The sequence below is a fragment of the Cytobacillus oceanisediminis genome (genome assembly GCF_007830235.1).
Lineage (GTDB): Bacteria > Bacillota > Bacilli > Bacillales > Cytobacillaceae > Cytobacillus > Cytobacillus oceanisediminis.
Genome location: NZ_VLKI01000008.1, coordinates 71,059 through 84,216, shown reverse-complemented (window position 1 = coordinate 84,216; position 13,158 = coordinate 71,059). Strand labels below are relative to the sequence as shown.

11 protein-coding genes are annotated in these 13,158 nt (G+C 40.2%); 8 read left to right on the top strand and 3 right to left on the bottom strand.

Translation table 11 applies throughout. The features are described from left to right. The first annotated feature begins 15 nt into the window (after positions 1 to 15). Genes IQ19_RS14665 through IQ19_RS14655 form a run of 3 tightly spaced genes read left to right on the top strand, consistent with a single transcriptional unit; the run spans position 16 to position 2,613 of the window. Complete coding sequence (locus IQ19_RS14665) at positions 16 to 1,041, top strand: electron transfer flavoprotein subunit alpha/FixB family protein (RefSeq protein WP_144543129.1); 1,026 nt, start codon at positions 16 to 18, stop codon at positions 1,039 to 1,041. Further along, entirely contained in the window at positions 1,034 to 2,329 is a 1,296-nt protein-coding gene (locus IQ19_RS14660; RefSeq protein WP_144543128.1) for an FAD-dependent oxidoreductase, read from the top strand. Before IQ19_RS14665 ends, IQ19_RS14660 begins: the two co-directional genes overlap by 8 nt. Then, the gene (locus tag IQ19_RS14655) at positions 2,329 to 2,613 is read left to right on the top strand and encodes a ferredoxin family protein (protein WP_110067514.1); all 285 of its coding nucleotides are present in this window, start codon (positions 2,329 to 2,331) and stop codon (positions 2,611 to 2,613) included. Before IQ19_RS14660 ends, IQ19_RS14655 begins: the two co-directional genes overlap by 1 nt. Positions 2,614 to 3,566: 953 nt before the next feature. Here the strand turns inward: IQ19_RS14655 and IQ19_RS14650 are convergent. Next, complete coding sequence (locus IQ19_RS14650) at positions 3,567 to 3,887, bottom strand: hypothetical protein (protein ID WP_144543127.1); 321 nt, start codon at positions 3,885 to 3,887, stop codon at positions 3,567 to 3,569. A 284-nt stretch (positions 3,888 to 4,171) separates the two neighbouring features. On the opposite strand from IQ19_RS14650, the gene IQ19_RS14645 reads away from it, so the two are divergent. After that, positions 4,172 to 4,693, top strand: coding sequence for a hemerythrin domain-containing protein (locus IQ19_RS14645; protein WP_144543126.1), 522 nt, complete (start codon positions 4,172 to 4,174; stop codon positions 4,691 to 4,693). Positions 4,694 to 4,724: 31 nt separating this feature from the next. On the opposite strand, the gene IQ19_RS14640 is transcribed toward IQ19_RS14645, so the two are convergent. Continuing rightward, on the bottom strand, positions 4,725 to 5,960 hold the full coding sequence (locus IQ19_RS14640) for an MFS transporter (RefSeq protein WP_144543125.1): 1,236 nt from the start codon (positions 5,958 to 5,960) through the stop codon (positions 4,725 to 4,727). Positions 5,961 to 6,339: 379 nt separating this feature from the next. Between IQ19_RS14640 and IQ19_RS14635 the strand changes: the two genes are divergently transcribed. Then, on the top strand, positions 6,340 to 7,326 hold the full coding sequence (locus tag IQ19_RS14635) for a phosphotransferase enzyme family protein (protein WP_144543124.1): 987 nt from the start codon (positions 6,340 to 6,342) through the stop codon (positions 7,324 to 7,326). A gap of 60 nt (positions 7,327 to 7,386) precedes the next feature. Here IQ19_RS14635 and IQ19_RS14630 read toward each other — a convergent pair whose 3' ends face one another. Further along, positions 7,387 to 8,892 (bottom strand): ATP-binding protein, encoded by a 1,506-nt coding sequence (locus IQ19_RS14630; protein ID WP_144543123.1) that lies wholly within the window; start codon positions 8,890 to 8,892, stop codon positions 7,387 to 7,389. A 131-nt stretch (positions 8,893 to 9,023) separates the two neighbouring features. Here IQ19_RS14630 and IQ19_RS14625 point away from each other — a divergent pair, with 131 nt between their 5' ends. The 3 genes from IQ19_RS14625 (at position 9,024) to IQ19_RS14615 (ending at position 13,072) form a co-directional block, all read left to right on the top strand. After that, on the top strand, positions 9,024 to 10,607 hold the full coding sequence (locus tag IQ19_RS14625) for a bifunctional metallophosphatase/5'-nucleotidase (RefSeq protein ID WP_144543122.1): 1,584 nt from the start codon (positions 9,024 to 9,026) through the stop codon (positions 10,605 to 10,607). A gap of 105 nt (positions 10,608 to 10,712) precedes the next feature. Next, complete coding sequence (locus tag IQ19_RS14620) at positions 10,713 to 11,174, top strand: MarR family winged helix-turn-helix transcriptional regulator (RefSeq protein WP_144543121.1); 462 nt, start codon at positions 10,713 to 10,715, stop codon at positions 11,172 to 11,174. Between the two features lie 203 nt (positions 11,175 to 11,377). After that, on the top strand, positions 11,378 to 13,072 hold the full coding sequence (locus IQ19_RS14615; RefSeq protein ID WP_144543120.1) for a M3 family oligoendopeptidase: 1,695 nt from the start codon (positions 11,378 to 11,380) through the stop codon (positions 13,070 to 13,072). Positions 13,073 to 13,158 lie beyond the last annotated feature (86 nt).

Sequence of the window (13,158 nt, the reverse complement as noted above, 5' to 3'; positions counted from 1 at the left end):
TAAGGGGGGATCCTCATGATGGAGGAATACCGGGGAGTATGGGTATTCATAGAACAAAATGATGGGAAAATTGAAGGTGTTTCCCTGGAATTGCTCGGTGCCGGAAGAAAGCTGGCAGACAAACTGGAAGTGCCTCTTTCTGGCGTTCTTTTAGGCTATAAAGTAAAGCCATTAAGCCAGGAGGTTATTTCATATGGAGCAGACCAAGTGTATGTTATAGACCATGAAGTTATGAAAGATTACCGGACAGAATCTTATATGCAGGCAGTCATCAATCTTGCCGAAAAATACAAACCTGAAATTTTCCTTTATGGCGCTACAGCAAATGGAAAAGATCTTGCAAGTGCAGTTGCAACAGATTTAAGCACTGGATTGACTGCGGATACTACTATGCTGGATGTCGAATTGGAGAAAAGATTGCTGGAGGCAAGCCGGCCTGCTTTCGGTGGAAACATTATGGCAACCATTCTTTGTAAGAAGCACCGGCCGCAGATGGCCACTGTCCGTCCAAAAGTAATGAAAGCCCTAGAGCCTGATCCCCGCAGACAGGGTGAGGTAATAGAAGAGCCCATCACATTAAAAGAAGAAGACATGCGCACAAAAGTACTTAAAATTGTGAAAGATGTCACAAAAAAAGTGAATTTAGCTGACGCGCATGTAGTTGTTGCAGGCGGGAAAGGCATGGGCGATTTGCAGGGATTCCAGCTGATCCATGAGCTTGCAGACACTATAGGAGCTACAGTCGGTGGAACAAGGGACGTAGTTGAGGCAGGGTGGCTTCCGCATGAACAGCAAATCGGACAGACAGGCGAAACCATTACACCGAAAATTTATTTTGCCATCGGAATATCGGGAGCCATTCAGCATATAGTAGGCATGAAGAATTCCGAGTTTATCATAGCAATTAACAAAGATCCGGAAGCTCCTATTTTCGATGTGGCCACATATGGCATCGTTGGTGATGCTATGGAAATCGTGCCAAAATTAATAAAGCAATTTAAAGAAGCGCGCGAAAGAGGCGGTGAAATAAGCTATGTCTGAGAAATTTGATGTAATAGTAGTCGGAGCAGGACCTGCAGGGACCTCGTGTGCATATACTTGTGCCAAAAATGGATTAAAAGTTTTGCAGATTGAAAGAGGAGAATATCCTGGCAGCAAGAATGTAATGGGCGGCGTTTTATATCGTAAGCAAATGGAAGAAATCATTCCTGAATTCTGGAAAGAGGCTCCGTTAGAGCGTCCTGTCATTGAGCAACGCTTCTGGATGATGGATAAAGAGTCGTCCGTAAGCTTTGGGTATAAGGGGCTTGAATGGGGGAAAGAGCCATACAATAATTTCACTGTGCTTCGAGCACCATTTGACCAATGGTTTGCCAAAAAAGGTGTCGAACAAGGCGTCCTGTTAATAAACGAAACAGTGGTATTGGAATGTCTTACAGAAAACGGAAAAGTGGTTGGTGTCAGAACGGACCGGCCTGGTGGAGATGTTTATGCAGATGTCGTTGTGCTTGCTGACGGCGTAAATTCCCTGCTTGCCAAACAACTGGGCTATCATAAAGAATTCCGTCCCGATGAAGTAGCACTGACGGTTATGGAAGTAATCAATCTCTCGAAAGATAAAATTAATGATCGCTTTAACCTTGAAGATAACCAAGGCTGCACGATAGAGATTTTCGGTGACTCTACTAAAGGGAACCTCGGAACTGCTTTTATCTATACCAATAAGGAAAGTGTCAATATTGGTGTGGGAACAACGCTTTCAAGTATGATAAAGGCAAAGCTGAAGCCTTACGATCTCCTTGATTATTTAAAGACCCATCCAATGGTGAGGCCATTGATTGAGGGGGGAGAATCGGCTGAGTATCTCGCACATTTAATTCCGGAAGGTGGCTACCATTCCGTGCCAAAGGTGGCTGGAGATGGTGTTCTCCTGGTTGGTGATGCTGCACAACTCGTCAATGCGATACACAGAGAGGGCTCCAATATGGCAATGGCTTCAGGAAAAATGGCAGCTGAAACGATTATTGAAGCAAATAAACGAGACGACTTTAGCGAAGCCAGCTTAAATCAATACAGGGAAAAACTTTATCAAAGTTTCATTATAAAAGACCTGGAAAAATACAAAGATGCTGCACACACCTTTGAGCACTACCCACAATACTTCAAAGAATACGTCCCAATGATGAATAGGGCGGCCAGCAAGTTCTTTACAGTAGATGGAACACCTAAGAGAGATAAGCAGAAAGAAATCATGAAGAGCATCACAAGCGAACGCGGTACCATCCGCGTGCTGCAAGACATGTATAGAGCCTGGAAGGCGGTGAAATAATGTCAACAAAAACGATCGAAGAAAAACAGTATTTGATCCGTTTTAAAGCAGATACAAAATCACATCTTACTGTATTAGACCATGATATCTGCATGACAAAATGCCCAGACAAGATATGCACAATATTCTGTCCTGCAGAAGTTTACAAATGGGAAGGCCTAAGAATGCAGGTCGGATACGAAGGCTGCCATGAATGCGGAAGCTGCCGAATCGGATGCCCATACCAGAATATCAAATGGGAATATCCAAAAGGCGGGCATGGAATTGTGTTTAGGCTTGCATAGGTTTATGGTTCAAACTTTTACAAAGTGTAATCCATTAAAATAATTGTATAATCGGATTAAAGATGATGCTCTAAAAAGCATCGTCTTTTCTTTTTTCCTCTATGGAATAGTTTGTTTTATAAGAAATATAAAAAACCGACCCATTCATAATGGTCGGTTTTGAAAAGGGGGGTAAATGAAAAGGGCTTTTTTTTCGGTACATGTTTATTGTAGCCAAAATTTATTAACAAAATGTTAACAAGTTATATCTAAACTATTAAAGCTTTGAAATTCACTATTTAATTTATATAAGGGTACTAATGCTAGTTGAAAACGAATGAAGAAATAGCTTTCAGCATGGGGTTTTAGTCACTATGGCGCCAGATTAGCTAAAGAAGCTGAGCAGTTCGGGAGTCCAGCCGCTGATTATATGGAAGTGGCGATGCTTTCGTAAAAGGGTGTGATTTGGGTTACCGCGTTAAAGCTTTTAAGTAATAGTGCTTTAGTATCTTAATTTTTTAATTAGAACCTGTTAAACTAAAGATGGTCGAACTTTTACAGTTGACCCCCTATAATCTTGAGAGCTTAGAGACAATCTAGGCTCTTTTTTTGTTGGCTATGTTAAGGCTCATTGTTGGTTCTGGCACTCTGTTGATTGGAACGTAAATCAACATACAAGTTTAACAGAGCTTTTTTGTTAAAAAAATAACGAATAGAATAACGCCCAAACCTTTCACACAGTTCAAGAATGGTAGTTAATCGAAGGGAATAGCCTCCAACACTGCCCGCTACACATGAAAATTTGCAGTTAATCTAATGATTAGCACTCCTGCCCACATTATCAATCAATCGTCATTATTATATTATTTGTCAGTCGGATAAATTTTTATTGAAGAGGTAGTTAATACCTATATGTATGTTATTTCACATTTGAAGGTAAAAAAGGTAAAACATAAGGGGAGTTAATTTAGAGGTTAGCTAATTTTCTCTTTTCTTTTTAAAAAACCTAGCTGTGCGTCTTTAACATTATTCTCGAGTTCTTTGGCATGATCGAATGCTTGATGGATGCATTCGTACAGCGGTGAAGCATATAGTTCCTGGTTCCAGGAAAAACTGCCTTCGGAATTGGATGGATAGACTGAAACCTTCCAGCAGTAGAATTCTTTTTCTTGTTCCTTCAGCTGACCTTCAAGCGCGATAAGCCAATGGGTATGGCCAGCAGAAAGGGATGGGTCAGATGATTCGGCTGGAATAAGCGATTTTTGGTAAAAATCAATATAGTTTGGCTGATACATATAAAATCCCTCCTAACGATTTGTTTATCAATTATTTAAGGGTGTTTAGCTTCCGTTTAAGTAATTTTCTCTTTGATCAACGAAAGTCTATAGCTAAGTATGAGACCTGTTACAATTAATATCTTATTTTTATTATATGGCATCAAAGTAAAATATTGCACCTAAATTGTTAAAATTTTTTGAAAACTAACAAACAGATGTTTTGTCCCCTGTGATGGCTATCACAACATAAACTTTCATTGCCTTTTATACTGTATGTATCAAACTTAGGAGGGGTTTTTAGAATGGAAGGCTGTATGAGCGCAATGATGGGAAACGGTCCTGTTATTCTTAGTAAAGGTTTAAAACAGTTAAAAGAGGAGCATCCTCCACTGCTAAATATGCTTGAGGAATTGCTTCAGCTCTCCTTAAAAATTGAAGAAGTACCTGACAAGGGGCTTTTTAAAGAGTTGATTGTAAAAGTACAAACTTTTACACAAGAGCTTGAACCTCATTCAGAAAGGGAAGAAGGAGTGCTCTTCCGTATGATGGAGCAGTACCTCGGGAAAGGAACTGGCCCTATAGCTGTTATGGAATATGAGCATGACCAGGCTAAAGGTTATATAAAAGCTTACATGGCAGCTGCAGAAAAATGTGAAAACCTGACTGAACAAGAAATGGCTTATAATGCAGGACTGATTAAGAATGCATACTATACCCTGACACAGCACTTTGCCAAGGAAGAAAATGTTCTGTTCCCTATGGCCGAAAATCTTCTATCAGAAGAGGAAAAAGAAGAGTTATACAAAAGAATAAAAGAAATATAAAAAGGAGGGACACGTTCCCTCCTTTTACATTTTATGAGTTCCATTCAGAAACGATTTTGTCTGAAGGAAGCAATAAAGTCAATATTCCCAGAACAGGCAGAAAGCCGGTGAATATGATCATACTTGTGAGCCCAAAAGTGTCTGCTATATATCCTAGAACAATGGAGCCGATTGCACCCATTCCAAATGCCAGGCCAACTGTCAAGCCTGCCATGGTGCCTATTTTGCCGGGGATCAATTCCTGTGCATAGACTACCGTGACAGAAAAGCTGGACATTAAAACGAATCCGCCGAGTATCAGTAAAATAAATGCAACAGCAGATGGAACAAAAGGAATCAGGATTGAGAGCGGTACAGTGAGAATCATGGATAAAAAGATGACTGTCTTCTTGCCGAATCGATCTGCAAGCGGACCTCCGAAAAAGGTTCCCAGCGCTCCTGAAACTAAAAATGCGAATAAAAAGAGCTGCGATTGCCCAATGGAAAACGAATATTTTTCAATCGCATAAAAGGCATAGAAATTTGTCATCCCGGAAATATACCAGGATCGGGCAAATATCAAAAAGAGAATGAGGACCAACGCTCCCCATACGGCTTTAGAGATCTTCTTGTTTGAATTGGCAGCTGATTGGTTTTTCTTGCTCAATGTTGATAGCTCAAGCTGAAGGCGCCCAGTATACCAGAATGCAATATAAATTAATAATCCTACCGCAATGGCTGCAACGACGGTAAACCAGGCAGCTCCCACTTGGCCAAGAGGAACAAGGATGAGCGCTGTTATAACAGGTGCCAGAGCCTGTCCGGTGTTTCCTCCGACCTGATAGATGGATTGGGCAAGGCCTCTGCGTGGACCGGCTGCCATATAAGCTACTCTTGATCCCTCAGGGTGAAAGACAGCTGATCCCAATCCAATGAACAGGACAGAAACAACAACCCATTCATATTTAGGTGCAAATGCCAAACCTAAAACTCCAAATAAAGTAAAGGTTAATCCGATCGGCAAAGCAAAGGGCACAGGTTTTTTGTCTGTAGCCATTCCTATAACCGGCTGCATAATGGAGGATACTATATTTAAGGAAAAGGCAATCATTCCCAGCTGGGAAAATGTTAGTCCCATTGATTTTTCCAGTATTGGAAACATGGCGGGAATAACGGATTGGATCGAGTCATTTAGTAGGTGGCAAAGCCCGATGATAAAAAGAATTCGATATGCCGTTTCCTGCTGCGGCTGAGAAGAGGGACGGGCTGAAACAGCGGTCGTACTCATAATACAGGACTCCTTTATATTTAGGCTGTGTTAAAGCTCATTGTTGATTTTTTGACTCTGTTGATTGTAGCGGAAGGCGCGAGACCCCCCAAAAAGCATTCGCATTTTCTTCGTGCGGTGTTTATTCAAGGATGCTTATTCAATGTACTGCGGGAGGAGCGTCGGACCGCCCGTGGTTCGCTGAGTGACTAGAGCGGAAATCAACAGGCAAATTTAACAGAGCCTATATTTTTATAAATGCAGAAAGTTTCGTGAAGCTAAATATAGTGTACCTTATTCTTTAATCTTTAAAAATAGCTATTTTGATTTTATCTCTAATAATATATAATTGGGATTATTTAGAAATCTCTATAGTTGAAAATAGAAAGCAGGGGTATAGATGGAAAAAGCTGTCGAGGCTTTAATGACGGTGAATATTCTTAGCGAGTTTCTTCTAGTCTATTCAATGGATAAAAAAGATTACAAAAAACTTGGTGATTTTGAAAACTATGTGTACGAGGTTTATAGAAATGAAGAATCATATATTTTGAGGATTACCCACTCTTCCCACCGCAAGCATGAGGAGATTTTAGCAGAAGTAGACTGGGTAAATTACTTAAATCAGCAGGGCGTAAAAGTTCCGGAGGTTTTTCAATCAGATCATGGAAAGATTGTAGAGTCGGTATCTGCAGAGGATGGTTCCTTTTTTTATGCCAGCGTTTTTTCAAAAGCGCCAGGTAAGTCAATCAAAGTCACCGCACCTGAATTTAATGAGAAACTTTTTGAAGCCTGGGGAAGGGCTATAGGAAAAATGCATAAAGAAACAAAAGCTTATACGCCCCCGTTTAGTTTAGCCCACCGTATGCAATGGGATGAGGAGGAACTTCTGAATGTTGAAAAATATGTCCCTGAAGCAGATAAATTGGTTATAATAAATACTAAGGAACTCCTTAAGCAGCTGCAGTCACTTCCGAAAAACAAGGACACCTTTGGCCTTATTCACACAGATATCCATTCAGGGAACTTTTTTTATGATGGCAGTGATATACATATTTTTGATTTTGATGATTGCTGTTATCATTGGCTCGCTTCTGATATTGCCATCCCTTTGTATTACGCCCTTTTATACCGCTGCAAAGAAGCGAATGCGGATGAAAGGTCAGCTTTTGGAAAGTTGTTTCTAGATTCTTTTTTAAAAGGCTATCAGGAGAAAAACCCTCTTCCCAAGGATTGGGAAATCCAACTGCCTTTATTTTTGAGATTAAGAGATGTGACACTTTATTCAGTTCTTTATAAGAAAATAGCACCAGAAGACAGAGACCAAAATCTTTTGCTGATGCTTAAGCAAATAAAGAATAGGATTGAAAGGAAAGAATCAATCTATTAAGTCAGATATAAAAAGGTGCCAATCACATTTGTGAAGGCACCTTTTCTAAAATCCTATATATTATCCTTTATTTCCGTTGAGGGGCAAGAAGATATCCACTTGTGTACCCTTGTTCTCCTTGCTTGTTATAAAGATTTCCCCGCCAGAAGACTGGAGGATTCGCCTGCAGACAACGAGCCCGAGTCCGGTTCCCGTATCCTTCGAGGTATAAAACGGATTAAATATTTTTTCCATCTCACTCTCCGGTATTCCGGAACCAGTGTCGATAATCTTCAGCTGGCACTTGGTTGGAAGCCTGTTCAGTTTTATGGTCAATTCTCCGCCGTTTTCCATTGATTCAAAAGCATTTTTTGTTATATTCAGTATGACCTGTTTCATTTGGTCCTTCGTACAATTTACCATCACAGGCTCATCCGGCAAAGAAGATTGGAAATGAACATTGTGTAAATTTGCTTCAGAGATGATCAAAGGTACTAAATCCTTAATGATATTCCTAAGGTCAAGTGTTTCTGTTTTTTGGGCTGTCGGTTTCCCGAGGATTAAAAATTCACTGACAATTTCATTGATTCTGCTGATTTCATCGTTAATAACTGAAAAATAATACTGGTCCTGCGTGTTCGTGTATTTCTCACTTAAGAGCTGGATAAGCCCTTTTATGCCGGTTAACGGATTTCTGATTTCATGGGCTGTGCTGGCTGCCAATGTGCCTACCAGCTCAAGCTTTTGAAGCTCATTTTCTTTTTTTTCATTCTGAGCCTGCTTTTTCAGCTTTAAATATTTTATAAAGAGAAACAGGATATGGCTGATTATTAACATAACCAGTATAAATTGGGCTGCACCCTTAATAATTTCCCAAACATCTCTAGCTGGCAATTCAACATTTACACTCCAGGGAAGCCTATCTATTGGAATGGAAATACTGTTATGGTCGGAAAAAGAGGAGTCTCCATCCATATTGATATCCATAATGGTTTTCCTATCAGAATTTAGTACCGATAATTTTGCATCAGGTGTAAGCAGCCTCATGATATTTTGGACGTAGTCTACCCTCATATGTGCGACAATAATAGATAAAAGCTCACCGTCTTCATTCACTACCGGCTTTCCGATGCCAATGACTGTTTGTCCATTTGCTAAGGTTTCCTGGCTGTTTGAAATAATAATGTCCTTCGTTCTTGAAACCTCTTTTATATATTCTTTATCAGATAAATAAGAGTCCGTCAAAAATTGATTTGAACCTGTTAACACTTTTCCGTTGGTATTTAAAAGGTAGATCCCTCCATAGCGAGGATCCATTTGATGGGCCTGCCGCAAGAGAGGCTCCAGCTTTTCAAATTCAGTATTTACAGTCCCTGCAGTCAACGATAACATCTCAAGTGTAGTGACTGTCTCGGAAATAAACTGGTCCCAGCTCCTCTGATGAATGGAGCCAATCCATTTTGCTTCTTCAAGCCTATCTTCATCATTTTGCTTCACAGCGTCCATATAGAAAAAAAAGCTGCCGATTAATGTGGGGATAATAACAACAATTACATATAAAAATAAATTTCCGTATCGACTGTTCATTTTATTAACTCCAAAGTTTTAAGGTTGATTTGTCCGCATCTATCCTGCAATATCAATATTATACCATTTTGTGCCGATAGAGGTTTATTTCTGTCTCCGCAATGATATTTTAATAAGTAAGGAGGGGTTTAATGAAAGCTGAAATTATGCTGTCCATTTTAGCTACAAGCGATATTCATGGCCATATCTTCCCTTATTTGTATGGTACGGGAGAGAATGCAGAGCATGGATTAGGCAAGCTTGCAGCACTTATAAAGAAAGAAAGGGAACAGGCGGAGATTTCAATCCTTATAGATAATGGAGACCTAATCCAGGGCACGCCTTTAACTTATTATTATTCCCGCTACTTAAGCAGCCAAAAAAACCCTATGATTCAAATATTAAATAAGCTGGAATATGATGCAGCTGTCGTGGGCAACCATGAATTTAATTATGGCAAGAGCATACTAGCAAGAGCAGTCAGTGAATCCAACTTTCCCTGGCTTGCAGCCAATATTTTATTTAGCTCCACAAAGGAAACCTATTTCGGACTTCCTTATAAAATAAAAACATTTGGGAACGGCTTAAAAGCTGCAGTTATTGGGGTAACAACCCAATATATACCAAATTGGGAGAAAAAGCAGCATATTGAAAATATAGCCTTTGAATCTGCTGTGTCCAGTTTAAAAAGATGGATTCCATATGTTCAAGAGGAAGAAAAGCCTGACCTGATCATCGTATCTTATCATGGAGGATTTGAAAGGGATCTAAGCACTGGCGAAAAAACGGAAGAGCAAACAGGGGAAAATGAAGCGTACAGGATTTGTACAGAAGTGCCGGGGATCGATGTGCTGATCACTGGGCATCAGCACCGTTTTCTTGAAGGGATAAAGATTAACGGAGTGGCAGTTGTCCAGCCTGGATTTAATGGCCAGGCGCTTGCAAAGGTTACCGTTAAATTCAAAAAGAAACACAATGACTGGCTTATTGATGAGAAACGCTCAACTTTGATTTCCGCAAAAGAGGCTGCGGCAGATGAGGAGATTCTCCATATAGCCGGTTACTTTGAATCCAAAACGCAAAAATGGCTGGATACAGTAATCGGAGAAATTGATGGGGATATGCTTATTAATGATATATTCGAAGCCCGATTAAAGGAGCATCCGCTTATAGAGTTTATTAACAAGGTGCAAATGGAAGCGGCAGGAGCGGATATTTCGTGTACTGCTTTGTTTCATGAAGGTGCACCTGGGCTCAGCCATCATGTAACGATGAGGGAGATTGTTTCCAACTATATTTATCCCAACTCTTTGAGTGTCCTCAGAGTTTCCGGAAAGGACATTAAAGATGCTTTGGAGCGTTCAGCTTCCTATTTTGAGTTGGATGATGACGGGCAAATTATCGTGAACCCTGACTTTTCATTTCCTAAGCCACAGCATTATAATTACGATATGTGGGAAGGAATTCAATACGTAATTGATGTCACACGGACGGCAGGTGACCGGGTCAGAGAACTTCAGTATAAAGGCCGCCCAGTTGAAGAAGATACGCAGTATGAGGTAGTCATGAATAATTACCGGGCTGCCGGAGGAGGTGGCTATACGATGTTCAAGGATAAACCGGTAGTTAAAGAAATCCAAACGGATATGGCAGAACTGCTTGCCAACTATTTTTTAGAAAAGAAAGAAATAACACCGTCATTAAATCATAACTGGAGAGTGCTAGCGGGGGAGTGACACATAGCAGCTGGCAAATTGACAGCTTTCTTCCTGTTACCTATAATAATTTAGAACTATAATGATGAAATCGCTACTAATTTAATGGTAAAGGGATTGGATATAATGGGTTCTGAAAAGATTGACCAATCGTTGAAGTTATTTATTGTCCTCTCTAGAGCTTACAGGGCAATAAATGAAAATGTAAATAAACTGATACAAACCTACGGGTTAAACCCGACTGAGTTTGCTGTTTTGGAGCTCCTGTACCATAAAGGAGACCAGCCCTTACAGCAAATTGGGGGGAAAATCCTCTTAGCAAGCGGAAGCATCACTTATGTAGTGGACAAGCTTGAACAAAAAGGTTTTTTGAAAAGGGTAGCCTGTCCGAATGATAGAAGGGTTACTTTTGCGCAAATAACTGAAGAAGGAAAAGCGTTTATTGAAGATATTTTTCCTGATCACGAAAAACATATCCATTCATTGATGTCCGAGCTCACTGAAAAGGAAAAAGACACTGCCATCGAATTATTAAAGAAACTTGGCTTATCGATTTCCAATGAGAAAAAAACAGAAGCCGGCGAATAACCAAAACAGCCTTAATTGGCTGTTTTTTGTTTTGGCTATGCTAAAGCCAATTGTTGATTGGTGCGGAAATCATCAGGGAAGTTTAACATAGCCTTATTTTTAATAACCGCGGAATATTTAATTTCAGAAGGAATTAACCAAATATTGTCGAAATAGTTTAGTGGTTTTTGAAATGGTTATTACATACAAGGGGGGCAATAAAAATGAGGTTCGAAGAATATACATATGTTCGGCCGGATTTAGAGAAAGTTAAGGGACAATTCGAAGCAGCGCTTGAGAAGTTTGAAAGTGCGGCTACTGCAGAAGAGCAAAACACTGCAATGAAAGAAATTAATGATATTCGCAATGATATCGGCACGATGTTTAATCTTTGCTATATCCGTCATTCTGTCGATACAAATGATGAGTTTTATAAGGCTGAGCAGGATTATATGGATGAAATTCAGCCGGAAGTGGAAGGGTTTGTTACAAAGTATTATCAAGCATTGGTTAATTCCAAGTTTCGGGCTGAGCTTGAAGCAAAATGGGGGAATCAGCTATTTGCGCTTGCTGAGGCGCAGCTAAAGGTTTTCTCTCCTGAAATTGTTCCTTTCTTGCAAAAGGAAAATAAGCTTTCATCCGAATATACAAAATTAATTGCCTCAGCAAAAATCGATTTCGAGGGTGAAGAGCGCACTCTAGCCCAATTGGAGCCATTTACTGAATCCACTGATCGCGAAATGCGGAAAAAAGCCAGCGAGGCCCGTTTTGGATTTTTAGCAGATAACGAGAGCGAGCTGGATCGCATTTATGACGAACTGGTTAAAGTCAGAACAGAAATCGCACTTAAACTTGGCTATAAAAACTTTGTTGAGCTAGCTTATTTCCGTATGTACCGTACTGATTATAATGCTGAGATGGTTGCCAAATTCCGCAAGCAGGTGGAAGAATTTATTGTTCCAATTGCCACCAAGCTGAAAGAGCGCCAGAGGGAACGCATCGGTGTTGATAAACTTAAATACTATGATGAAGGTTTTGAATTCAAAACAGGCAATGCTGTACCGAAGGGAGATCCTGATTGGATCATTGAAAACGGACAAAAAATGTATGATGAGCTATCCAAGGAGACAAGCGAATTTTTCACCTATATGAGAGAAAATAATCTCATGGACCTGGTTGCCAAGAAGGGCAAAGCGGGTGGCGGCTATTGCACCTATATTGAAAACTATAAATCTCCGTTCATTTTTTCTAACTTCAATGGTACTTCAGGAGATATTGATGTTCTTACGCATGAAGCAGGACATGCTTTCCAGGTTTATTCAAGCAGCCATTTTGAGATACCTGAATACAATTGGCCAACCTACGAAGCTGCCGAGATTCATTCAATGAGCATGGAGTTTTTCACTTGGCCATGGATGGATGGTTTCTTTAAGGAAGATACGGAGAAATATAAATTTTCTCATTTAAGCGGCGGTTTATTATTTTTGCCATATGGAGTCTCTGTTGACGAATTCCAGCATCGGGTTTATGAAAATCCGGAAGCAACACCACAGGAAAGAAAACAGGCTTGGAGAGAAATCGAAAAGAAATACCTGCCGCACAAAGATTATGATGGCAACGCGTATTTGGAAAATGGCGGTTTCTGGCAGCGCCAGGGCCATATCTATAATTCACCGTTTTATTATATCGATTATACAATTGCACAAATTTGTGCATTCCAATTCTGGAAGCGTTCCAGAGAGAATCAGGAAGAGGCATGGAATGACTATTTAAAACTATGCCAGCTTGGAGGAAGCAAGCCATTTACAGGGCTTGTAAAAGAAGCCAGCCTGATTTCCCCATTTGAAGCTGGCTGTGTCGAGTCCGTTATAGGGGAAATAGAAAATTGGCTGAACTCAGTGGATGACAAGAGCTTATAACTAGAAAAGAGCTCCTCGAAAATGCATTCGCATTTCCTTCGTGCGGTGTATATTCTTGGATGTTTATTCAATGTCCTGCGGGAGGA

Bases quoted from the DNA above. Each gene is read 5' to 3' on its own strand.
- IQ19_RS14665 (WP_144543129.1), top strand. From the start codon at position 16: ATGATGGAGGAATACCGGGGAGTATGGGTATTCATAGAACAAAATGAT.
- IQ19_RS14660 (WP_144543128.1), top strand. From the start codon at position 1,034: ATGTCTGAGAAATTTGATGTAATAGTAGTCGGAGCAGGACCTGCAGGG.
- IQ19_RS14655 (WP_110067514.1), top strand. From the start codon at position 2,329: ATGTCAACAAAAACGATCGAAGAAAAACAGTATTTGATCCGTTTTAAA.
- IQ19_RS14650 (WP_144543127.1), bottom strand. From the start codon at position 3,887: ATGTATCAGCCAAACTATATTGATTTTTACCAAAAATCGCTTATTCCA.
- IQ19_RS14645 (WP_144543126.1), top strand. From the start codon at position 4,172: ATGGAAGGCTGTATGAGCGCAATGATGGGAAACGGTCCTGTTATTCTT.
- IQ19_RS14640 (WP_144543125.1), bottom strand. From the start codon at position 5,960: ATGAGTACGACCGCTGTTTCAGCCCGTCCCTCTTCTCAGCCGCAGCAG.
- IQ19_RS14635 (WP_144543124.1), top strand. From the start codon at position 6,340: ATGGAAAAAGCTGTCGAGGCTTTAATGACGGTGAATATTCTTAGCGAG.
- IQ19_RS14630 (WP_144543123.1), bottom strand. From the start codon at position 8,892: ATGAACAGTCGATACGGAAATTTATTTTTATATGTAATTGTTGTTATT.
- IQ19_RS14625 (WP_144543122.1), top strand. From the start codon at position 9,024: ATGAAAGCTGAAATTATGCTGTCCATTTTAGCTACAAGCGATATTCAT.
- IQ19_RS14620 (WP_144543121.1), top strand. From the start codon at position 10,713: ATGGGTTCTGAAAAGATTGACCAATCGTTGAAGTTATTTATTGTCCTC.
- IQ19_RS14615 (WP_144543120.1), top strand. From the start codon at position 11,378: ATGAGGTTCGAAGAATATACATATGTTCGGCCGGATTTAGAGAAAGTT.